This window comes from Allobosea sp. GW821-FHT09G06, from assembly GCF_059416005.1.
Map to the genome: position 1 here is coordinate 966078 of NZ_JBWKOI010000001.1, position 21908 is coordinate 987985.

21 protein-coding genes and 1 tRNA gene are annotated in these 21908 nt (G+C 68.5%); 8 read left to right on the plus strand and 14 right to left on the minus strand.

What is annotated here, in order from left to right; translation table 11 throughout:
• Nucleotides 1-7 precede the first annotated feature (7 nt).
• Nucleotides 8-97, plus strand: a tRNA-Ser gene (locus AC07NY_RS04630).
• A 451-nt stretch (nt 98-548) separates the two neighbouring features.
• Here the strand turns inward: AC07NY_RS04630 and AC07NY_RS04635 are convergent.
• Together AC07NY_RS04635 and AC07NY_RS04640 are read right to left on the minus strand one after the other, a co-directional pair.
• Nucleotides 549-1190, minus strand: a complete 642-nt coding sequence (locus AC07NY_RS04635) for an NrsF family protein (protein ID WP_494582143.1) — start codon at nt 1188-1190, stop codon at nt 549-551.
• 82 nt (nt 1191-1272) lie between these two features.
• A complete protein-coding gene (locus AC07NY_RS04640; protein WP_494582145.1) occupies nt 1273-1848 on the minus strand; it encodes a sigma-70 family RNA polymerase sigma factor in 576 nt (191 codons plus the stop codon).
• Nucleotides 1849-2041: 193 nt separating this feature from the next.
• Here AC07NY_RS04640 and AC07NY_RS04645 point away from each other — a divergent pair, with 193 nt between their 5' ends.
• The 6 genes from AC07NY_RS04645 (at nt 2042) to AC07NY_RS04670 (ending at nt 7677) form a co-directional block, all read left to right on the plus strand.
• Nucleotides 2042-3697: a thiamine pyrophosphate-binding protein gene (locus AC07NY_RS04645; RefSeq protein WP_494582146.1), complete on the plus strand. Its 1656-nt coding sequence runs from the start codon at nt 2042-2044 to the stop codon at nt 3695-3697.
• Entirely contained in the window at nt 3697-4890 is a 1194-nt protein-coding gene (locus AC07NY_RS04650) for an OpgC family protein (protein WP_494582148.1), read from the plus strand. Before AC07NY_RS04645 ends, AC07NY_RS04650 begins: the two co-directional genes overlap by 1 nt.
• Before the next feature lie 70 nt (nt 4891-4960).
• A complete protein-coding gene (locus AC07NY_RS04655) occupies nt 4961-6358 on the plus strand; it encodes a tetratricopeptide repeat protein (protein ID WP_494582149.1) in 1398 nt (465 codons plus the stop codon).
• A 23-nt stretch (nt 6359-6381) separates the two neighbouring features.
• Complete coding sequence (locus tag AC07NY_RS04660) at nt 6382-6867, plus strand: hypothetical protein (RefSeq protein WP_494582151.1); 486 nt, start codon at nt 6382-6384, stop codon at nt 6865-6867.
• 12 nt (nt 6868-6879) lie between these two features.
• Nucleotides 6880-7347 carry a YHS domain-containing (seleno)protein gene (locus AC07NY_RS04665; protein ID WP_494582153.1) on the plus strand — a complete coding sequence of 156 codons (468 nt, stop codon included), beginning with the start codon at nt 6880-6882 and terminating at the stop codon, nt 7345-7347.
• Nucleotides 7348-7395: 48 nt separating this feature from the next.
• Nucleotides 7396-7677, plus strand: a complete 282-nt coding sequence (locus AC07NY_RS04670; RefSeq protein ID WP_492285185.1) for a hypothetical protein — start codon at nt 7396-7398, stop codon at nt 7675-7677.
• A gap of 27 nt (nt 7678-7704) precedes the next feature.
• Here the strand turns inward: AC07NY_RS04670 and AC07NY_RS04675 are convergent, their stop codons facing one another.
• Nucleotides 7705-7917, minus strand: a complete 213-nt coding sequence (locus tag AC07NY_RS04675; RefSeq protein WP_494582155.1) for a DUF2934 domain-containing protein — start codon at nt 7915-7917, stop codon at nt 7705-7707.
• A gap of 146 nt (nt 7918-8063) precedes the next feature.
• Nucleotides 8064-9080: a bile acid:sodium symporter family protein gene (locus tag AC07NY_RS04680; RefSeq protein WP_494582157.1), complete on the minus strand. Its 1017-nt coding sequence runs from the start codon at nt 9078-9080 to the stop codon at nt 8064-8066.
• A 91-nt stretch (nt 9081-9171) separates the two neighbouring features.
• Here AC07NY_RS04680 and AC07NY_RS04685 point away from each other — a divergent pair, with 91 nt between their 5' ends.
• Nucleotides 9172-10074 (plus strand): LysR family transcriptional regulator, encoded by a 903-nt coding sequence (locus AC07NY_RS04685; RefSeq protein WP_494582159.1) that lies wholly within the window; start codon nt 9172-9174, stop codon nt 10072-10074.
• Here the strand turns inward: AC07NY_RS04685 and AC07NY_RS04690 are convergent.
• The 10 genes from AC07NY_RS04690 to AC07NY_RS04735 all read right to left on the minus strand — a co-directional run bounded on the left by AC07NY_RS04690 (nt 10071) and on the right by AC07NY_RS04735 (nt 21809).
• Complete coding sequence (locus AC07NY_RS04690) at nt 10071-12023, minus strand: MacB family efflux pump subunit (protein ID WP_494582161.1); 1953 nt, start codon at nt 12021-12023, stop codon at nt 10071-10073. The genes AC07NY_RS04685 and AC07NY_RS04690 overlap by 4 nt on opposite strands.
• A 10-nt stretch (nt 12024-12033) precedes the next feature.
• The gene (locus AC07NY_RS04695; RefSeq protein WP_494582163.1) at nt 12034-13239 is read right to left on the minus strand and encodes an efflux RND transporter periplasmic adaptor subunit; all 1206 of its coding nucleotides are present in this window, start codon (nt 13237-13239) and stop codon (nt 12034-12036) included.
• Entirely contained in the window at nt 13236-14684 is a 1449-nt protein-coding gene (locus AC07NY_RS04700) for an efflux transporter outer membrane subunit (RefSeq protein WP_494582165.1), read from the minus strand. Before AC07NY_RS04700 ends, AC07NY_RS04695 begins: the two co-directional genes overlap by 4 nt.
• Before the next feature lie 122 nt (nt 14685-14806).
• Nucleotides 14807-16240, minus strand: a complete 1434-nt coding sequence (locus AC07NY_RS04705; RefSeq protein WP_494582167.1) for an NAD-dependent succinate-semialdehyde dehydrogenase — start codon at nt 16238-16240, stop codon at nt 14807-14809.
• A gap of 260 nt (nt 16241-16500) precedes the next feature.
• Nucleotides 16501-17319, minus strand: a complete 819-nt coding sequence (locus AC07NY_RS04710) for an aspartate dehydrogenase (protein WP_494582169.1) — start codon at nt 17317-17319, stop codon at nt 16501-16503.
• Entirely contained in the window at nt 17316-18443 is a 1128-nt protein-coding gene (locus AC07NY_RS04715) for an alpha/beta hydrolase (RefSeq protein ID WP_494582171.1), read from the minus strand. The genes AC07NY_RS04710 and AC07NY_RS04715 overlap by 4 nt, the downstream gene beginning before the upstream one ends.
• Nucleotides 18430-19131 carry an ABC transporter ATP-binding protein gene (locus AC07NY_RS04720; protein ID WP_492285175.1) on the minus strand — a complete coding sequence of 234 codons (702 nt, stop codon included), beginning with the start codon at nt 19129-19131 and terminating at the stop codon, nt 18430-18432. The genes AC07NY_RS04715 and AC07NY_RS04720 overlap by 14 nt, the downstream gene beginning before the upstream one ends.
• A complete protein-coding gene (locus AC07NY_RS04725) occupies nt 19131-19883 on the minus strand; it encodes an ABC transporter ATP-binding protein (RefSeq protein ID WP_494582172.1) in 753 nt (250 codons plus the stop codon). The genes AC07NY_RS04720 and AC07NY_RS04725 overlap by 1 nt, the downstream gene beginning before the upstream one ends.
• Nucleotides 19880-20902, minus strand: a complete 1023-nt coding sequence (locus AC07NY_RS04730) for a branched-chain amino acid ABC transporter permease (RefSeq protein WP_494582174.1) — start codon at nt 20900-20902, stop codon at nt 19880-19882. Before AC07NY_RS04730 ends, AC07NY_RS04725 begins: the two co-directional genes overlap by 4 nt.
• Nucleotides 20895-21809: a branched-chain amino acid ABC transporter permease gene (locus tag AC07NY_RS04735; RefSeq protein WP_494582176.1), complete on the minus strand. Its 915-nt coding sequence runs from the start codon at nt 21807-21809 to the stop codon at nt 20895-20897. The genes AC07NY_RS04730 and AC07NY_RS04735 overlap by 8 nt, the downstream gene beginning before the upstream one ends.
• Between the last annotated feature and the right edge of the window lie 99 nt (nt 21810-21908).

Consider the following 21908-nt stretch of genomic DNA (forward strand, 5'->3'; position numbering starts at 1 on the left):
CGACCGCGGACAGGTGGCAGAGTGGTTGAATGCACCGCACTCGAAATGCGGCATACCTGCAAGGGTATCGGGGGTTCAAATCCCTCCCTGTCCGCCACTTCCTGACGCCACGAGATCGATTCTGCCAGACAGGTCATCCCTCGAAGGATTCGAAGGCCGGTTCGACCGGCTCCCGCTGTCAGAGCGCTGAATGGCGAAAGGCGGCCTCAAGGGCCTCGAGAGCCTCCGCTGTAAGGTAGCTGTCGTCGATCTCGGGCTGCGATCGTTCCGTACGCTGCACTCGCCGTCTGCTCGACGGCAGCGATCCGAACAATTTGAACCAATCTGCGGACCCAAGATTCACAGATTCGCGGAAAAATGCCTCGTCATCAGAAGAGGCGGTTCTCATGTTTCTGTCAGTGGTCGGATTGTTTGCCTTCGCGGCTCTGGGCTACGCGCTCTTCACAGCCAGCCTTGCGGAGGAAGCCCCCGCATCGAAGCAGCTCATCAACTGATAGAGAACAGGCTGGCCTTGCCGAAGCGCGGGACCGGTATGGACGTGGGCTGAATCACCAGCGCAGGAATCGCGGAAAGACCAGGGCGCCGAAGGCGGTGACCGTGGCGATCGCGAGCGTGTACCAGGTCGCCAGGAAGGGCGCGGCATCGTCGGGGCAGTGCAGCGCATAGGCGACCGTCGCCAGCCCTGCCGAGGCGAGGCCGGCGCAGGCGCCGGTCAATGGCCCAGCGACCGCAGCTCCCCGGCGCGCGAGCAGCAGCAACCCGATGAGCGGGCACAGCGCATAAAGCGGCACGGCGACGACGCAGGCCTGCCAGTAGCGGCCGAAGATCAGCGTGTTCCATTCCCCGGAAGGGGCCTGGATCAGCGCCAGCGCGGCCCAGCCCGCGACCAGCACGAGCGGCCCCAGCACCCAGGGCAGGTGCCGGGCAGGCTTCCGGCCCGGCCTCAGACTGAGCTGAAACAGCGGCAGCGCGATGCTGGCGACGCCGGCGCCGAGCAGGACCTTGGCAAGGACCGGTATGGTCAGCCAGGCGCTGCCGATATCGTGCCGGGGCCCGAGCGTGAGCAATACGAGCCCGGCCGTCGCCGCGAGCGCGCAGAGGGCGCAGAGCCAGGTGGCGCGGCGCAGCCGGCCGGTATCCACCGGCTGGTGGCTCGCGGTCATCAGGGAGATCAGGTCGTCGGTCTGCATTGGAAATCTTTGCTGGCCGTGTCTGAACGGGAATTCGTGGCGTGGCCGCGAAAGGTTACGGGTCAACTGAAGCGAGACGGGATCATGGCGGCCTTCCCCCGCGCCGGGAGAGGAATTTCGCCATGGCCTGCAGGCCGCGATGGATCGCGACCTTGGCGGCGGTCTCGGTCATGCCGGCATCGTTCGCGGCTTCGGCAATGCTGGCGCCTTGCAGCCTGACCCGGTCGATCAGGCCGCGCGTGCGCTCGGGCAGGCTCGCCATCGCCCGGTCGAGATCGAGCCGGGCCTCGGTCGCCGCCGCGGCCGGAGGCTCCGCAAGGTCGAAAGCCTCATCGTCGAGCGGCAGGCCGCCGGCATGGCGCCCGGTGCGGCGCAGATGGTCGACGAGCTTGTAGCGCGCGATCGCATGGGCCCAGGCGGTGACCGGGCTTGCGGGATCATAGGTGTGCCGGGAGAGATGCAGGGCGAGCAGCACCTCCTGCAGCACGTCCTCGGCCTCGCTCGGCTCGTGGCGCCCGGAGCGGGCCAGCATCTGCCGGAGATAGCCGCGCAGCCGCCCGCCGATTGCGTCGAGGAAGCGCCGATAGGCTGCGGAATCGCCGTCGAGCGCGGCGAGGAAAACGGGCCTGAGCTGTGTTTCGAGGTCTTCGAGCGACAAGGCCTGAGCGCATCCCGGATCGGTCTGGGTCGCCTTATCCCCTCGCATAGCGGCTTTCGCCTCACAAGCGCGGGGCCGCGTGAAGGGGCTTCCGGCCGGCATCGCGCTCACGTCTCCGTGAGCCTGTAACCGACGGCATCTCCGCTGCGATCTCTCCGGCAAACCCGCCCGCGCGGATTGCCGGAGAGATCTGATGCGCCACGAGACGATATCCGATTCCGTTCCCTTGAACGCGGCGCCAGCGCAGCGTCTCACCGGCGCGGACATCATCGCCGAGGGCCTGATGGCGGCGGGCGCGACCCATGCCTTCGGCATCCCCGGCGGCGAGGTGCTGGCACTGGTCGATGGGCTGGAGCGGGCGGGCATCCGCTTCCTGCTCGCCAAGCACGAGAACGCCGCCGGCTTCATGGCCGAGGGGCTGTGGCACATGACGGGCGCCCAGCCCGTTCTGGTGGCGACGCTCGGTCCCGGCGTCGCCAATGCGGTCACTGTCGTCGCCCATGCCAGCCAGGACCGCGTGCCGCTGCTGTTCATCACCGGCTGCGTCGATCAGGCCGTGGCCGAGAGCTACACCCATCAGGTCTTCGATCATCAGGCCGTGCTGCGGCCATTGGTGAAGGCGAGCTTTCGGGCGTCGCCCGGCACGGAGGCGCTCGTCATCGCCAAGGCGGTCGCGCTCGCCCGGCGCGGCCGGCCCGGGCCGGTCCATATCGACCTGCCGATCTCGGTGGCCGAGGCGCAGGCAGAGCGGCAGGCATCAACCGGCCAGCCTCTGCTTCCCGTGCCGGCAGTACCGGCTGATCGCGACCCCGCTGCCAAACTGCTTGCAGCGGCGCGTCGGCCGCTCGTCATCGCCGGGCTCGACCTCGTGAACCAGGGAGGCAGCGCCGCGCTGGAGCGCTTCGTTGCCCGCACCGGCGCGCCGCTCCTGACCACCTACAAGGCCAAGGGACTGCTGCCTGAAACCGATCCGCGCGTCATCGGCGGCATCGGCCTCTCGCCGAAGGCCGATGCGCTCGTAAAGCCCTTGATCGAAGCTGCCGACCTGATCGTGCTCGCCGGCTACGACCCGATCGAGATGCGTCAGGGCTGGCGCCATCCTTGGCCAGAAGACAAGCCGGTCATCGATATCGTCGCCGAGGCGATGCCCCACGGCATGCATTCCGCGACGCTCCTGCTCGAAGGCGATGTCGGCGAAATCCTGACGCGGCTCGCCGACGCCCTGCCGGATCGGTCCTCCGTCTGGCCGGGTGGCGAGCCCGCGGTGATCCGGGCGGCCCTCCGCGAGGCTTTCGCCGCGCCGGCCGCCTGGGGGCCGCATGCCGTGTTCGAGACCCTGCGCACGGTGGCTCCGGCCGGCACAGTCGCGACAGCCGATTCCGGCGCGCATCGCATCCTGCTCAGCCAGATGTGGAATTGCGATGGGCCGCAGCAGCTGCTGCAATCGACCGGGCTCTGCACCATGGGCTGCGCGCTGCCGCTGGCGACCGGCGCCGCACTCGGATCGGGCCGGCCGGTGCTCTGCTTCGTTGGCGATGCCGGGCTGGAGATGGTGCTGGGCGAACTCGCGCCTCTGCGCGATCTCGGGCTGCCCGTCGTCATCGTCACCCTCGTCGACGAGAGCCTTGGGCTGATCGCGCTGAAGCAGCGGCAGATGGGGCTGGCACGGGCCGGCGTCGATTTCGGCGGTACCGATTTCGCGGCGGTCGCGCGCGCCATGGGCGGCCATGGCGTGACGGTTCAGGATCGCGAGACGCTTGCGCGCGAAGCCGAGGCCGCCTTTCGGCGCGACGGCTTCACCTTGCTGGCCTGCCGCATCGATGCCGCAAGCTACGAGGGGGCGTTCTGATGGCCGCGCTTGCCTCCGCTCCGGCAAGGCGCCCGCGCGACGAGCGGCTCGACCTCTTCCGAGGTCTGACCATGTTGATCATCTTCGTCGCGCATTTGCCGGAGAACAGCTGGAATGCCTGGATTCCCGCGCGTTTCGGCTTCTCGTCCGGTGCCGAACTCTTCGTCTTCTGCTCCGGCATCGCCAGCGCGCTCGCCTTCGGCGGTGTCTTCGTCCGGCGCGGGCTCGCCATGGGCACGGCGCGCATCGCCTACCGGATCTGGCAGGTCTATTGGGCGCAGGTCGGGCTCGTGCTCGGCCTGATCGCGCTTGCGGCTGCGCTCGATCGCATCTTCGGCCTGGCAGAGATCGCGCGGCAATTCGCACCCCTGCTGTCCGATCCGGAGCAGGCGCTGCTCGGCCTGGTCACGCTGACCTGGCAGCCGGACTATCTCGACATCCTGCCGATATATCTCGTCATCCTGGCGCTGGTGCCCGTGATGATGCTGGCGCGGCGCGTCCATGCCGCCTTGCCTTTCCTGATTGCGGTGGCGCTTTACGCGATGGTCTGGGCCACCGGCTTCAATCTCTCCGGCAATCCCTGGAACGGGGCCGGCTGGTTCCTCAACCCGTTTGCCTGGCAATTGATCTTCTTCATCGGCTTCTTCATCGGCATGGGATGGCTGACGGTGCCCCGGCTCGGCGATCCCCGGCTGATGCTCGTTACCGGGGTCTTCCTGCTGCTGTCGGTGCCGCTGTCCTTCTGGGGCATCCTTGAGCATTGGCCCTTTGCGCAGACGGTGCGCGACCTGCTGATCCCGGCCAGCGAGAAGACCGACCTGCACATCCTGCGCGTGCTGCATTTCCTCGCGCTCGCCTATCTCGTGCTCAGCCTGATGGAGCCATGGCGGGACCGGCTCGACCGCGGCGCGGGCCATCTCCTCATCCTGATCGGACGGCAGTCGCTCGCCTGTTTCCTGGCGAGCGTCGTGCTGGCGCGTTTGCTCGGCACAATCGCCGACATGGCCGGGCGGGGCGAGCTTCTGGTCGGGCTGCTCAACCTCATCGGTTTCGCGCTGATCCTCGCCACCGCGCTCGTGGCCGGCTGGTTCAAGAGCGCGCCCTGGGCCGGCCACGCGCAGAAGCCCGCTCCGGAGCGTCAGGGCGCATCCGCAGGCCCCGCACTGACTACACGGGTCCGTGAAGCGAGTTGAACGCCGGTTGATCGCGCCGTTGCGAACTCCCTCACAAGCGCCCCTTCGCGGCGCGGCAATGGAGCAGCCCATGTCTTGTGCCATGCATCACGATCTCTCCGGCGATCGCATCACCGTCGCGAACGATGCGGCCCGGCTTGCCTGGAACGACATGCTGGAGGCGCTGATGGCCCATGCCGCCGCGACGCCCGAGCATCTCGCCCGGGCGCTCGCTGCCGACCCGGATTTCGCGCTCGCTCATGCCGCCAAGGGGCTGATGCTGCTCTCGCTGGCGCGGGCCGAGCTCGTCGCCGCGGCACGTGACTGCCTCGGTAAGGCGCGGGCCGCCGCTGCCCGGCGGCCGGTGACGCGGCGCGAGGCGATGGTGATCGAGGCGCTGGCGCTCTGGCTCGACGACGCCCCGCGCCGGGCGGCCGAGCGGCTGGAGGCGATCCTGCTCGCCCATCCCTTCGACGTGCTGGCGCTCAAGCTCTCGCATGGCCTGCGGTTCATGCTCGGCGACCAAGCGCAGATGCTTGCGACCCTGAACCGCTTCGCGCCGGGCTTCGGCGAGAGCCACCCGCTCGCAGGCTTCGTCCATGGCTGCCATGCCTTCGCCCTGGAGGAGCGCGGGTTCTATGCGCAGGCCGAGCATGCCGGACGCCGCGCCGTGGCCCTGAGCCCGCGGGACGCCTGGGGTCGCCATGCCGTCGCCCATGTGCTGGAGATGACCGGACGGGTCGACGAGGGCATCGCCTGGCTCGGCGACGGGCGTGAGATCGCCCATGCCAACAACCTGCGCTTCCACATCTTCTGGCATCTCGCGCTGTTCCGGCTGGAGCGCGGCGAGACCGGCGAGGTGCTGCGGCTCTATGACGAGGAAATCCGGGCCGATGCGACAGACGATTACCGCGACATCGCCAACGGCGCCTCGCTGCTCGCCCGGCTCGGCTATGCCGGCGTCGATGTCGGCGATCGCTGGGAAGAGCTCGCCGCCAAGGCCGAGGGCCGCATCCACGACGGGCGCCTCGTCTTCGCCGACCTGCATTATGCCCTGTCGCTGCTCGGCGCCGGTCAGACCGATGGGGCAGAGGCCATCGCGCGCAGCCTGATCGAGGATGCCGAGCTGCATTCCAGCAGCGAAAGGCGGGACGCTGCCCGCAACGGGGCGCTTGCGGCCTTCGGGCTGATCGCTTTCCACGAAGGCGATCATGACGAAGCGGCCCGCCTGCTCGGCGCGGCTCGCAGCGGCCTGCTCGCGATCGGCGGCAGCCATGCCCAGCGCGACCTGTTCGAGCAGGCCTATGCCGAAAGCCTGATCCGTTCGGGCCAGCATGACCGGGCCGCTCGGATCCTCGGCGAACGGCTGACACGCCGCGGCGGCGCAAACCTCTTCGCCGCTCGTCGGCTGGCGCAATTGCGCCATCGCGGCGCCGGGCGCCTCGCCGCGCTCGCTATCGCTTCAACCCCACTCGCCATTGCTCATTGACCATAGGAAGGACCGAACACGCCATGACCACCGCGACCATGACCGGCGGCTTCGCGCTGCCCTCTACCCGCACCGTCGTCAATCTCGCGCTCGGCGGTTTTGCCGGGCTCGGCTTCTGGGAGTTGTTCTCGGCCGTGCCGACCGCCTGGTTCGCCGAGTATCCGCTGGAGCCGCCGGAGCTGGTGAAATCGCTCTTCTTCCATCAGCTCGGCCTGATGATCTCGACGCCGACCGCCAAGCTGCTGCATTTCGTCACCGGCTTCCTGTTCTACCCGCTCGGCTACTGGGTCCTGACGCGCTGGGTGAAGAGCTTCGGCATGCCGGCCGATGGCTGGATCTGGGGCGTGATCACCTATTTCATCGCGCTCGCCTTCTTCGCGCCGCTGGCCGGGCAGCAGTTCCTGCTGAACGACGTGCCGCGCCTCTCCGTCATGAGCCTCATCGGCCACGCGATCTACGGCTACCTCGCAGCCTATGTCTTCGAGGTGCTGGAAGCGCGGCGGGTCTGAGGGAGGTTGGTCATGCTCGACAGACGCGCTTTCCTCGGCTGGGCCATCGCGATGGCCGGCACCGGCCACGCCCGGGCTGACACGCCCCGCCCGGTCAATACTCTGGGTTCGCCGGATGGTCTGGCTATCCGCGGCTACGACCCCGTCGCCTATTTCCGCGATGGCGGGCCGCGGCTCGGCAAACCGGAATTCTCGGTCCGGCATGGCGGTGCCGTCTGGCGCTTCGCCAGCGCCGCGCACAAGGCACTGTTCGAGGCCGATCCGGAGCGCTACCTGCCGGCCTATAGCGGCTTCTGCGCCTATGGCACGTCGCGCGGCTATCTCGTGAAGATCGAGCCGGAAGCCTGGTCGATCGTCGATGGCAGGCTCTATCTCAACTACGATCTCGACGTGCGGAAGACCTGGCTCGGCCGGACGAAGACTTACATTGCCCGCGCGGACGGCAACTGGCCGCGACTGACCGAGAGGGATATCCGATAGGACGCGGGCAGGGTTGCACCCTGCCGTCAGGCGCGGCAAAGATAGGGCATGATCAGGATATCGATTGCCGCCAGCCTGGTTGCCGTTCTGGCCGCCGGCTGCGTTTCATCCCGCCCCCGGCCTGTTCCGCAGCCCGAGGCCGCGCCCGCCAAGCATATCGTCCGCGACGGCGCACAGCTCGTCCTGCCGGACGGGACGCGGGTCTCGCCGGACTATACCGGTGGCTTCACGCTGCCGAACGGCGACTATGTCAAGCGCGAGCGCGGCGCGCTGGTGCTGCCCACCGGCGCACGCTGCCAGCCAATCGCGAACGGCTACGCCTGCCCCTGACGGCTTTCGGGCGGCGCGACCCTAGCGTCACGCCGCCTTCGAAGCCGACCGGGATTTCTTCGCCGTGCCGGCGTCGGAATCGCCGGATTCCTCGAGCACGTGGTTGTGGCTGCGGAATGCCCAGATTTCCTTGGCAGCTTCCCAATGCTCGCGATCGCGGCCCTCGGGCTGCCCGTCCTTGATCCAGAGATCATAGGCGATCTTCCGGATCTCGTGCTGGGTCTTGTCGTCCTGCTTCATGTCTCGCCTCCATGATCGCTCCCCGGCGCGCCGGGGAATCCTGGTTTCGGAGAGGGTGACGGCTGAGCCGTGCAGGACAACAACCTCGGAGAGGCCGGAGCTGTTCCCGTCAAAGATGGATGTTCACGAGGAAGGTGCTGCGCCGTTCAGGCCTTGGCCGAAGCTGGTAAGCCGGGCGCTTCCGCACCCAGTTCTGCCGGGCGGCGCGCATAGCGCTGGGCGAGAACGGCGCAGGCGAAGAGCTGCGCCTGATGGAACAGCATCAGCGGTAGCACGATCAGGCCGAGCGCCTGGCCGGGGAACAGGATGTTCGCCATCGGGATCCCGCTCGCCATGCTCTTCTTCGACCCGCAGAAGACGATTGCGATCTCGTCCTCCTTGGAAAAGCCTAGGCGCCGGCTGAGGAAGGTCGTGATCGCTAGCACGGCGGCCAGCAGGACGACGTCGAGCGCCATGATCAGGCCGAGATCGGCGAGCGTGACCTGCGACCAGATGCCGGCGACCATGCCCTCGCTGAAGGCGGCATAGACGACGAGCAGGATCGAGCCGCGATCGACCAGCGAGATCGGCGCCTTGTGGCGTTGCAGGAAGGGCCCGATCCAGCGACGCAGCAATTGCCCGGCCACGAAGGGCATCAGCAATTGCAGGGCGATGCTTTCGACGGCGCGCGTGCTGAAACCGCCGCCCTTGGAATCGAGCAGCAGCACGACCAGCAGCGGCGTCAGCACCATGCCGAAGAGGTTGGAGACCGAGGCGCTGCACAGGGCTGACGCGACATTGCCGCGCGCGATCGAGGTGAAGGCAATGGAGGACTGCACGGTCGAGGGCAGGATGCAGACGAAGATCAAGCCGGCGATCAGTTCCGATGGCAGGACACCGGCGAAGACGCGGGTGAGCACGAGGCCGAGCAGCGGAAACAACACATAGGTGCTGGCGAAGACGAGCGATTGCAGGCGCCAGTGCAGCAGGCCTTCCCAGACCGCTGCCGGCGATAGCCGCGCGCCGTAAAGGAAGAACAGCAGGGCCACCGCGACCGAGACGGCGTCATTGGCGATCACCGCGCCGTTGCCATGGGCGGGGAAAACGGCTGCGACCGCGACCGTCGCCATCAGGGCGATCAGATAGGGGTCGATGCCGAAGCGGGCGAGGGTGCGGCGGAGCATCTGCTGTCCTTCAGCTGGAATGCCGCGTTGTAATCTTCCTCCGCTTCATTGTGATCCATGCTAGCTGAGATATCGGCTATCATGAGTTGTGATGATGTTCGATTTCGATCCGAAGCCGCTTGATCCCGTCCTGCTGCAGAGCTTCCTCAAGGTCTGCGAGACGCTGAGCTTCACGGAGGCGGCGCGGCAGCTCGGCCTGCGCCAGTCCTCGGTCAGCCAGCATGTCGCGCGCCTGGAGAAGCGACTGGGCCGGCGCCTGCTGGAGCGCGACACCCATGGCGTGCGTCCGACGCCGGATGCGGACGCGATCTTGCCCTTCGCGCGACAGGCGCTGGAAGCCGGCCAGCGGATCGAGCGCTATCTCGCCGGCTCGACGCTGCGCGGGCGGCTGCGGCTCGGGGTCTCCGAGGATTTCGCCTATACGGCGCTGCCGGAAATCCTGGCCGCTTTCGCCATGCAGCATCATGCGGTCGATCTGGAGCTGACGGTGGGGCTCAGCGGCCTGCTCTACGAGCAATATGACGCGGGCGAGCTCGATCTGATCTTCGCCAAGCGGCGCAAGGGCGACGAGCGCGGCGAGGTCGCCTGGCAGGAGCGCCTCGTCTGGGCCGGTACGCCGGGCGCAAGGCTGGCAGAGCAACGGATCGTCCCGCTCGTGCTCTATCCGCCGCCGAGCATCACGCGGATCCATGCGATCGAGACTTTGGAACGGGCTGGCCGCGCCTGGCGCGTCGCCTGCACCAGCGGCAGCCTTGCGGGCCTGCGCGCCGCGACGGTAGCAGGGCTCGGCATCACCGCGCATTCCGCCCGCCTGATCCCGCAGGGGTTGGCCGAGGTCGAGCCACGCGAGGCGCTGCCGCCGCTGGGCACGATCGAATTCGTCGTCATCGGCGGCCAGTCGCATCAGGCGGCGGCGCGGGCGCTCGCCGACAGCATTCTTTCGAGCGCCGGGCGCCTCATGCCGGAAACACCGCGTCGCAGCGGGCGCGGCTAGTCCCGCGCCAGCGCCGCGACGGGGTCGAGTTTCGCGGCGTTGCGCGCTGGCAGGAAGCCGAAGGTCAGGCCGATCAGCGTCGAGCAGGCGATGGCGACGGCGAAGGCCTCGCCCGAATAGATGAACCGCATCTGCGAGCCCGACGCCTCGAAGCCATAGCCGATGGCGAGCGCCAGCCCGATGCCCAGCGCGCCGCCGATGAAACAGACCAGCGAGGCCTCGATCAGGAATTGCTGCATGATATCGCTGCGGCGTGCGCCGACCGCCATGCGCAGGCCGATTTCGCCGGTGCGCTCGATCACCGAAACCAGCATGATGTTCATCACGCCGATGCCACCGACCAGCAGCGAGATGACGGCGATCGAGGAGATCATCAGCGTCAGCGTCTGTGTGGTGGCGGTGATGGTGTTGCGGATCTCGTCCTGGTTGAAGATGAAGAAGTCCTTGGCGCGATGGCGGTGGGTCAATAGCTCCGTCACCGCCTCCTGCGCTGCCGCCATCGGCGTGTCGTCGTCGACGCGCAAGGTAATCGAGCGCAGCGAGAGATCGCCGAGGAACCGGCCCTGCACCGAGGTATAGGGCATGAAGATCTGCGGGTTCTGGCTGCCGCCGAACCCGCCCTGCTGCTGGCGCATCACGCCGACGATGCGGCTGGGCACCGAACCGATCAGGAAGACCGTGCCGATCGGGTCGGCCGTGCCATTCGGGAAGAGCGCACTGAGCGTGTTCTCGTCGATGACGACGTCCTGTGCCAGCGTGCGGACATCCTCGGCGGTGAAGAAGGAGCCGCGCGTCAGCACGCTGCCGCGCACGTCGAAATAGCGCTCGCTGACGCCGTTGACGAGCGCCGTCGCCTCGACATTGCCGAGCCGGATCGTCGCGCTGGTCGAAACCGTCGGCGTCACGCTCGCGGCATAGGGTTGGGCGGCCAGGACCTGCGCGTCGGGCACGGTCAATGTCTTGACCCGGCCGGAGCGCGTGTCGCCGAAGCCGGCGCCGGGGAAGATCTCCAGCGTGTTGGTGCCGAGGCCGGAGATGTTCTGGAGCACGTTCTGCTTGGCGCCTTCGCCGAGCGCGACGACGCTGACCACGGCGGCGATGCCGATGACGATGCCGAGCATGGTCAAGGTCGTGCGCAGCTTATGGGCGGCCATGGCGCGCACCGCCATGCCGAAGGCTTCCTTGAGTCGACCGAAGCCGGCGCGCAGCAGCCCGGCCGGGGCCGGCACGGGGGAGGGCGGCGGCACGGCTTCCGAACGCGGGGCGGTCCGGCGGTCGTCGATGATCCGGCCGTCGCTGAGTTCGATGATGCGATGAGCACGCGCCGCGACATTCATGTCATGGGTGACGAGGATGACCGTGTGGCCTTCGCGATTGAGTTCCTCGATCAGCGCCAGCATCTCCTCGCCGCTCTTGCGGTCGAGCGCGCCGGTCGGCTCGTCGGCGAGGAGGACGCGGGCGCCGTTCATCAGCGCGCGCGCCACCGAGACGCGCTGCTGCTGGCCGCCTGACAGTTCCGAGGGGCGATGCGTCGCGCGCGAGGCCAGCCCAAGCCGTTCCAGCAGCATGGCGGCGCGGCTTTGGCGCGGGCCGGGCGGCACGCCGGCATAGATCGCGGGCACCTCGACATTGGCGAGTGCCGTCAGTTCCGAGAGCAGGTGATAGCGCTGGAAGACGAAGCCGAAATATTCGCGCCGGAGCCGCGCCAACTCGTCCGGGTCGAGGTCGCGGGTCGGCCGGCCGTCGATCTCGTAGCTGCCGCCGGTCGGGCGGTCGAGACAGCCGATGATGTTCATCAGCGTCGATTTTCCCGAGCCCGACTGGCCGACGATCGCGACCATCTCGCCGGCCTCGATCACGAGATCGGCACCGTCGAGCGCCGCGACGGCGGCCTCGCCCTCGCCGAAATCGCGCCGGACGCCGGCGAGGCGGATGAGCGGCTTGCCCATCGCGGGCGCCTCAGAAGCCAAAGGGCGAGCGCCGGGCGCGCGTCGGGCGCGTCGCATCCGGGCCGCCGCTGCTGCGGGTGGTGACGACGCGCTCGCCCGCCTTCAGGCCGGAGGTGATCTCGACGACGATCTTGTTGTCGAGCCCGGTCGTGACTTTGCGTTGCTCCGGCTTGCCGTCCGCGCCGATGACATCGACGAAGGCGTTGGGACCGCGGCGGCGGACGGCGGTCGAGGGCACGGTGAGGACATTCTGCGCCCGCCCGACAATGACGGTGACCTGCGCCGTCATCGAGGTCAAAAGCCGCCCTTCCGGGTTCGGCACTTCGAACAGGGCGTTGTAGTAGACGGCGCTGGTGCTGGAGGCGGATGACGAGCTGCTCGCGCTCGACGAGGACGTCGTGTTCTGCGTCTTCAATGTGTCGGGTGCCGGCTCGACATAGGAAATCTTGCCGGGGAAGCGCCGCTCCGGCGCGCCGAGCACGCTGAAATAGACCTCCTGGCCGGCTTTCACGCGGAGCACGTCGGCTTCCGAGATCTTGGCCTTGACGGTCATGGTCGAGACGTCGCCGAGCACGACGACCGTCGGCGCCGACTGGACCGCATTCACCGTCTGGCCTTCCTGCGCGACGATGGCGAGCACCGTGCCGGGGCTCGGCGCGGTGATGCGGGTATAGCCGAGCTTGGCGCGGGCATCCTCGACCTTGACCTGGCTCGACTGGATCTGCGCATCGAGCGACTCGATCTGGGCGCGGGTCACGCTCACCGTCATCTCGGCATTCTCGAAGGCATCGCGCGAGACGGCGTTCTGGCCGACCATCTGCTTCTGGCGGGCAAGCACGGCCTGGGCATAGGCGAGGCTGGCGCTGCGCTCGGCGCGCTGGGCCTTGAGGGCGGCAAGATCGGCCTCGGCCGAACGGAGCGCGTTCTGCTGGGTGATGCCGTCGATCTCGGCGATCAGGTCGCCGGTCGCGACATTGTCGCCGAGCCTGACCTTGAGCGAGACGATGCGGCCGGTCGCCTGCGCGCCGACGCTGACCTGCCGGACCGGCTCCAGCGCGCCGGAGGCGAGCACGGCTTCCTCGACATTGCCCATCACCGCCTCGGCGCTGGGCAGGCTGACGGTCTCGGCCGGCGAGGGCTGGCGGGCCTGCCAGACATAGTAGCCGCCGGCGGCCGCGAGGATCAGGGCGGGGAAAAGGAGGCGGCGCAGCCTCATGGTTGCGGCTCCTCGATGGGGAAAATGCGCAGGCGCGGACCGGTCTCGGCATCGACGACGGCCGGGGCCGAGACCTCGACCGGCCTGAGCCAGCCGCCGCCCAGCGCCTTGTTGAGTGCGATGAAGCTCGTCGCGAGCGCGACCCGGCTCTGGATCAGCGATTCCTCCGATGCGTAGAGCGTGCGCTGGGCTTCGAGCACATCGAGGAAGCTCGCCGTGCCCGCCGTGTAAAGCGCGCGGGAGAGCCGTGCCGCTTCGCCGGACGCACGGGCCGCTTCGGTGAGGCTGCCGAGCCTCAGTCGCTGCTGCCGCAAGCCGACGAGATTGTCCTCGACATCCTGCAAGGCGGTGAGCACTGCGAGCTTCAGCGCCGCATCCTGCTGGTCGCGCCGGGCGCGGGCCGCGTCGACGGCCGCAGCCAGCTCGCCGCCATTGAAGATGGGCACGCTGAGGCTCGGCCCGATCGACCAGCCGATGGCGCTGTTCTTGGCGAGGTCGCCGAGCTTGAGCGCCGAGGTCGAGATATTGCCGGTGAGCGAGACCGACGGATAGCGATTGGCCTCGGCCTGGCCGATCCGGGCGGTCGCCTGGGCGAGCTGGCGCTCGGCCGAGCGGACATCCGGGCGGCGGCGCAGCACGTCGGCCGGGATGCCGGCGCGCGGCGGGGCTGGCGTGCCGGGGACGGCCGCCGCGCGATTGAAATAGCCGGCCATCGCGGCCGGCGGGCGGCCGGTCAGCACGGCGAGCCGGTGCTGACTCTGGGCAAGCGAGGCTTCCAGCGAAGGGATCTGCGCTTCGGTGCTGGCGGCCTGGGCGGCGGCGCGGGCCGTGTCGATGGCGGAGATGTCGCCGGCCTGGAAGCGGGTGCGGGTCAGCGCCTCGGTCTCGCGCTGGGTCTTCGCGGTGCTGCGGGCGAGCACGATCCGCGCCTGCAGGCCGCGCGCCTCGACATAGGTCGAGGCGACATCGCCGATCAGCGTCAGCATGACCGTGTCGAGATCGTCGAAGGCGGCATCGGTGCCATAGGTCGCGGCCTCGACGGCGCGGTCGCGCGCGCCGAACAGGTCGATCTCCCAGGAGGCGTCGAAGCCGGCGCGGAAGCTGTTACGGGTGACCGTCGACGAGCGCGAGCGCGTGGCGGAGGCGCCGCCATCGACCTGCGGGAAGAGGGCACCGACCGCCTGCTCGCGGGCGGCACGCGCCTCGCGGATGCGGGCCTTGGCCTGCGCGACATCGAGATTGCCGGCGATGGCCTGATCGATCAGCGCGTTCAGGGTGGGGTCGCGGAAGCCGCGCCACCATTCGCTTGGCTTGGGCGATGTCTTGCCGCCGGCGGCCGCGCTCCAGCGCTGCGGCAGGTCGAGCGCGGGCGGCGCATAGTCCGGCCCCACGGCACAGGCGCCGAGACCCAGCACCAGCAGGGACAGGAGGGGGATGCGAATCATCGCGGCCAGAATGCCGGGAAAACCCGGAGCCGCCAGCTTTCCACCCCGTCCATGCGCAATATTTCGTCCCTATGGCATTCCTGCCAGCAGGATAACCGGTCAGCCTATCTGGCGCATTGCGGCTAGATGACCATCCTGTGAGATAGCGTCTTCACGGTCATATAGTGCGCCAGACCCTCGGCGCCACCCTCGCGCCCATAGCCGCTGTCCTTGACGCCGCCGAAGGGCACCTCGGCGACGGAGGCCTCCAGCGTGTTGATCGAGACATTGCCGGCCTCGATGCCATCCGCGAGCTGGTCGGCACGGGCGGCCGAATGGGTGAAGCCATAGGCCGCGAGGCCGAAGGGCAGGGAATTGGCCTTCTCGATCGCTTCCTCGATCGAGCGGACGGGGTTGATGATCGCCATCGGTCCGAAGGGCTCCTCGCGCAGCGCGCGGGCATCGTCGGGCAATTCGGTGAGGACGGTGGGCGGGAAGAAATACCCGCGATTGCCCAGACGCTCGCCGCCGGTCAGCACGCGCCCTCCGCGGGCCCGCGCATCGGCGGTAAGCGCTTCCAGCGCCTCGATCCGGCGATGGTTGGCGACGGGTCCCATCTCGGTCCGGGCATCGAGGCCGTTGCCGACGGTCGTAGCCTGCGCCTTCTCGACGAAGGCCTTGGTGAAGCGCTCGTAGATGTCCTGCTGCACGAAGAAGCGGGTCGGCGAGGTGCAGACTTGGCCGGCATTGCGGACCTTGCGGGTGGCCGAGAGATGGGCCGCCGCGATGGGGTCGACATCGTCGCAGACGATCACCGGGGCATGGCCGCCGAGCTCCATCAGCACCGGCGTCATATGGCGCGCCGCCAGCTCCGAGAGATGCTTGCCGACCGAGGTCGAGCCGGTGAAGGCGACGAGACGGGTCTGCGCCTGCGGGATGAGATAGCCCGAGATCTTGGCGGGCACGCCGAAGACGAGGTTGAACACGCCGGGCGGCACGCCGGCATCATGCAACGCGCGCGCGATATGGAGGGCGCCCGCCGGGGTCTCCTCCGCCGCCTTGATGATGATCGAGCAGCCCGCCGCGAGCGCGCCCGCGATCTTGCGGCAGGGCTGGCTCATCGGGAAATTCCAGGGCGAGAAGGCCGCGACCGTGCCGACCGGCTGGTGCATCACGACATAGCGGATGCCGGGCTCGCTCGGGATCACGCGGCCATAGGCGCGCTGGCCTTCGGCCGCATCCCATTCGAAGAACTCGCAGCCCCGGACCACTTCGAGCCGGGCCTGCGCCAGCGGCTTGCCGTGCTCCAGGGTGATGGAGTGAGCGATCTCCTCGACGCGCTCGCGCATCAGCGCGGCGGCCTTTAGCATGATCTCGCCGCGGATGCGCGGGGCCATGCGGCTCCAGACCTTGAAACCCTCGGCGGCGGCCGTCAGCGCGTCGTCGAGATCGGATTGAGACGCGAGCGGCACCGCGCCGATGACGCTCTCGTCGGCCGGATTGATGACCGGCTGCTCCTCCGCCGTCTTCCGCCAGGCGCCGCCGATATAGAGCTTGAGATCGGGATAGGTCGTCATGGAAGCCTCGGCTGGCGATGCGTTCAGCAGTCTTTGCGCGGCGTGTCTGCCGTCCTCAGAAGGACCATAGGTGGCGGGTCATTCTGTGATCCAGTCGGCTAAATCAGATAAATTCAGATTGTTATGGTTATGAATGATGCGAACTCGCCGCGTGCGTCATTCTCGGGCGCAGCGAAGCGCAGACCCGAGAATCTCATGACCAGATGGCGCTGGTTTCCGAGATGCCCGGGTCAGGCCCGGGGCATGACGGGAGGCGCGGCCTAGCGCACCAGCGTGCGCACGCGGTTCTCGATCAGCCGGACCAGCGCCAGCGCCGTCATTTCCGAGGATTTCGGGTTCGTGGCGAGCGGCCGGTTCTCGATGGCGATCTCGAGCTTGCCGAAGGCGCCGCGCGCACTGAGCTGGTGGCCATTGCCGCCCGCAGCTGGATCGGCGACGAGCTCGACGCGGGTGCGGTCGAGACCGATGCCGGCGAGCGCCGTGATGACAGCGACATTGGCATTCTGGGGAAAGCGCGATGCGGCTTCGCGGGCAGTGCCCGAGAAGAAGGCCGTCGCTGCGGTGAGCCCGTCGAGCGCGATCAGGGTTTCGGCCGAGGTTCCGCGCCAGGCGGCCGGCGGCTTGACGATGCGGTGGACGACCTCGTCGAGCGGCAGCAGGGAAGCGGCGGCAATGCCGTCGATGCCGGCGAGCGCGCCGGGCGGGATCAGGAGCTGGCTGCCGCTGCTTTCGGCGGCGGCGATCAAGCGAGCGAGCAGGGCGTCATCGCAGAAGGCGCTGGTCGAGGCGACGGCGAAGGCTGGCGCCGCTCCAAGCGCCGCCTCGCCCCAGATGCCGACCGCTTCGCGCCCGGCGGCCTCGACGATGAGATCGAGGTCGAGACCGGCGAGTTTGCCCGGTGCGGTGATCAGCTTCGCGCCACTCGGGATATCGATGGCTGCGGCGGCGTTGCGGACGGCGACAGCGGCGATTGCTATGTCGCCTTTGCTCCTCTCCACCAGCAGCTCCGCGACGCGACGGTTGATGGCGCCCCAGCCGATCAGGGCGAGACGCAGCGGCTTGTGCGATGGCTTGGTCATGGGCCTTCCGCCGTTCGCAGGGCGAGGTCGAGCAGGGCGCCGCCGTTCAGGCCTTCCAGCATGCTGAAATGATGGCCGGGGCAGATCAGGGGCGCCGGCGCCTGCCATGTCGCGGCCAGCGCGGCCGATTGCGCCTTGAAGGCGTCACTCTCGCCCTCGCCGACCGCGAAGGCGATCCGCGTGGATTGCGGGCGCGGCTGGGCGATGGGGCTCAGCCTTGTGGACCGCGCTGCATCGTCGAGCCCGAGCAGGCGGCCGAGCGGCAGATGGCCGAGCGAGTTGAGGTGATAGAGGCCGGAAAGCAGCAGGGCCGAGGCGATCGGCGGCGCATCCGGCGCGCAGAGCGCCATGGCGGCGAGGTGCCCGCCTGCCGAATGGCCGGAGACATGCAGGCTGTCGGCGTCGAGGCCGAGCGCATCGGCTTCGCGGGCGAGGAAGTTCAGGGCGGCGACGCTCTGGGCGAGGCTCGCTTCCAGCGGCGTATCCGGCGCCAGCCCGTAATTCGGCATGGCCACGGCGAAGCCTGAATCGAGCAGGCCTTGCGCGAACTGGGCATGCTGGACCTTGTCCGAGGCCTGCCAGTAGCCGCCATGAATGAAGACGAAGATCGGCGCGCGCGTCGCGCCGGCCGGGCGGTAGAGATCGAGCGTCTCGAAGCGGCCAGGGCTATAGGCGAGATCGGCGGCGCCGTGGCGGGCGCGGAAGGCCTCGCCGTCGCGGCTCCATTGCCGGAACAGCGCCTTCATGTCGGCCTGGAGGCGCGGGCTGTATTGCCGGCCGAGCTCGCGCAGCGTGTAGCCATCGACCAGCGTCTCGGGCAGCGGCTGCGCCGCGGCATGGCGGGCGCGGATCGTCAGGCCGGGTTCGGAACGGGGCTGAAGGCGGATCGGCGGGCGGAAGCCGGCGAAGGTCTCGCGATAGGCAAGCTCGACCGTATGGCGGGAGAGGTGGAAGGCCTCGGGTCGATCGGTTTCCCAAACCATCTCGCGCAGGTGATGCGGGCCGCAGCCGGCGGCGATGAGACCGGCGAGGATGTCACCCAGTGCATCGCGCAGGGCCTCGACCGGATCGTTCTCGGCGCTCTGCGCGACGATCTCGTAGAGGTCCGTCTCAGACGCCGACATAGCGATGCACCAGTTCCGCATTGGCCGCGAGGTCAGTGCTGGAGCCCGACCAGACCGTGCGGCCCTTCTCGATGATGTAGTGCCGGTCGGCGATGCGCTTGAGCACATTGATGTTCTTGTCGATCAGCAGGATCGACTGGCCCTGCGCCTTCAGCGCCTCGATGCAGCTCCAGATCTCCGCGCGGATCACCGGCGCCAGCCCCTCCGTTGCTTCGTCGAGGATGAGGAGCTTGGGATTGGTCATCAGGGCGCGGCCGACCGCGAGCATCTGCTGTTCGCCGCCCGAGAGCGTGCGGGCGGACTGGCCGGCGCGTTCCTGAAGGCGCGGAAACAGGGCGTAGACTTGACTTAGCGTCCAGGGCGAGGAGCGCTTCAGCCGGTTCGAGGCGGTGGCGACGAGGTTTTCGCGCACGGAGAGCGTCGGGAAGACCTGCCGGCCCTCCGGCACGAGGCCGATGCCGCAGCGGGCGATCTTCTCGGGCGCGATGCCGCGGACGTCCTGGCTCTCGAAGCGGATGTCGCCGCCCTTCGGCGCGAGCAGGCCCATGATCGAGCGCACGGTCGTGGTCTTGCCCATGCCGTTGCGGCCGAGCAGGGTCACGACCTCGCCCTCGGCGATGTCGAGCGCCACGTCGAACAGGACCTGGCTTCGGCCATAGGCGGATTGCAGGTTGCGCACGCTCAGCATCAGGCGTCTCCCTCGCCGAGATAGGCGGTGCGGACCTCCGGGTTGTCGCGGATCTCCTCGGCCGTGCCGGTGGCGATGACGCGGCCATAGACCAGCACGGAGATGCGGTCGGCCAATGCGAAGACGGCCTCCATGTCGTGCTCGACCAGCAGCATGGTGACGCGGCCCTTGAGCGCCGAGAGCATCGCGACCATCTGCTCGCTCTCGGCATGGCCGAGCCCCGCCATCGGCTCGTCGAGTAGCAGGAGGCGCGGCTCGCAGGCGAGCGCGATCGCGAATTCGAGCTGCTTCTGCTCGCCATGGGAGAGATCGGCGACCTTGATGTCGGCGCGGTGGCTCAGACCCGCCGTCGCAAGATGCTGGCGGGCGCGGCTGCGCAGGCTCTCGTCGCGGCGCGCATTGCCGAGGAAGCGGAAGCTGTGACCCTCATGGGCCTGCACGGCGAGCGCGACATTGTCGAGCATCGTGAAGTCCGGCAGGAGCTGGGTGATCTGGAAAGTGCGGGCGAGGCCACGCCGGACGCGCTGGGCGGTCGGCAGGGCGCCGATATCCTCGCCGGACAGCGTGATCGCGCCTTCATCATGCGAGAGCTCGCCGAAGAGCTGGGTCAGCAGCGTGGTCTTGCCGGCGCCGTTGGGGCCGATCAGCGCATGGATCTCGCCGTCACGCACGTCGAGATCGACGCCGTCGGTGGCAACGAGGCCGCCGAAGCGCTTGCGCAGGCCGCGCACCGAGAGGAGCGTCGCGGTCATGGCGCGCTCCTGCCGAGGCCGAGGCGAGCGAGCAGGCCGTTGAGCCCTCCTTGGGTGAAGAGCACGACGAGGAGCAGGATCGGACCGAGCACGAGCTGCCAGTGCTCGGTCCAGCTCGTCAGCACGGTCTCGAGGATGACGAGGGCGGCGGCGCCGAGCAGCGGGCCGAGCAAGGTGCCGACGCCGCCGAGGATGACCATGATCATGAGCTCGCCGGACTTGGTCCAGTGCAACATGTCCGGGCTGACGAAGCGCAGGTAGTTCGCCATCAGCGCGCCGGCGAGGCCGGCGCCCATGCCGGAGATGACGAAGGCGGCGAGCTTGTAGCGATAGGGCGCGATGCCGATCGCCGCCATGCGCCGCTCGTTCTGGCGGATGCCGGCGAGCACCATCCCGAAGCGCGAGCCGACGATGCGCCAGAGCGCCAGGAAGACCAGCGCCGCGATCGCGAGGCAGATGAAATAGAAGGTCACGTCGTCGCGGGTGTTGAGGTCGAACAGCGCATTACGGCGGCGGATCGTCATGCCGTCATCGCCGCCATAGGCCTTGAGCGAGACGAAGAGGAAGAACAGCATCTGCGCGAAGGCGAGCGTGATCATGATGAACTGCACGCCGCTGGTGCGTAAGCTGAGCGCGCCGATGATGCAGGCGAAGAGGCCGGCGACGAGGATCGCGGCCGGCAGCGTGATCAAAAGCTGGTCCGTGCCGGGGATGAAGCCGAGGAAGAGCGCGTCGTCGGCGAAGGTCCGGTAGAGGATGCCGACCGCATAGCCGCCAATGCCGAAGAAGGCGGCGTGGCCGAACGAGACCATCCCGCCGAAGCCGAGCGCGAGGTTCAGGCTGGCGGCGGCGATGGCGTAGATCAGGACGCGCGTCGCCAAGGGCACCAGCGCCGGCTGGCCGACCGCCTTGACGATGAAGGGCAGGGCGATCAGCGCGACGGCGAGGGCCAGCAGCGCGAGGATGCGGCCCAGCGCCGGCGCGGCAGTATCCGTGCGGGTAATGGCGTTCTCAGACATGGGCGGGGAACAGTCCCTTGGGCCGCACCAGCAGCACGATCGCCATCAGCAGATAGATCCCCATCGAGGCGAGGCCGGCGCCGAGCGCATCGGCCTCCGAACCGGTCATGACCTGCCGCAGCAGGCCGGGCATGAAGGCGCGCAGCGAGGTATCGACGAGGCCGACGAGCAGCGCGCCGAAGAAGGCGCCGCGGATCGAGCCGACGCCGCCGATCACCACCACGACGAAGGTCATGATCAGGATCTGCTCGCCCATGCCGACCTGCACGGCGAGGATCGGCCCGGCCATCAACCCGGCAAGGCCGGCGAGCAGCGCGCCGAGCGCGAAGACCGCAGTGTAGAGCAGACGGATATCGACGCCGAGCGCACGCACCATCTCGCGATGGGTGGCGCCGGCGCGGACCAGCATGCCGACGCGGGTGCGGTTGATCAGCAGGTAGAGCCCGAGCGCGACGAGAAGGCCGACGGCGATGATCGCGAGGCGATAGACCGGATAGGTCAGGCCGGGCAGGAGCTGCACCGAGCCGTTCAGCGCCGGGGGCACCGAGACGAAGAGCGGCTGGCGGCCGAAGAGCAGCGTCACGCTCTGGTTGAAGATCAGGATCAGCGCGAAGGTTGCCAGCACCTGGTCGAGATGGTCTCGTGCATAGAGCCTTCGCAATACGACGAGCTCCATCACCATGCCGATGAAGGCGGCGGCAGCGAGGCCGGCAAGCACGGCGAGGAGGAAGGAGCCGGTCTGCGCCGCGGCGAAGGCGGCGGCATAGGCGCCGACCATGTAGAGCGAGCCATGGGCGAGGTTGATCACGCCCATGATGCCGAAGATCAGCGTCAGCCCGGCCGCGAGCAGGAACAGCATCACGCCGAACTGCAGGCCGTTGAGCAATTGTTCGAGAACGAGCGTCATCGCTGTCACATTCGGGCCGTGCGCGCTCCTACGGAGCGGCACGCCATGATTTCATAAGTCCGGCGTTTGCGTTGCGACGGAACCGCACCGTCATCCCGG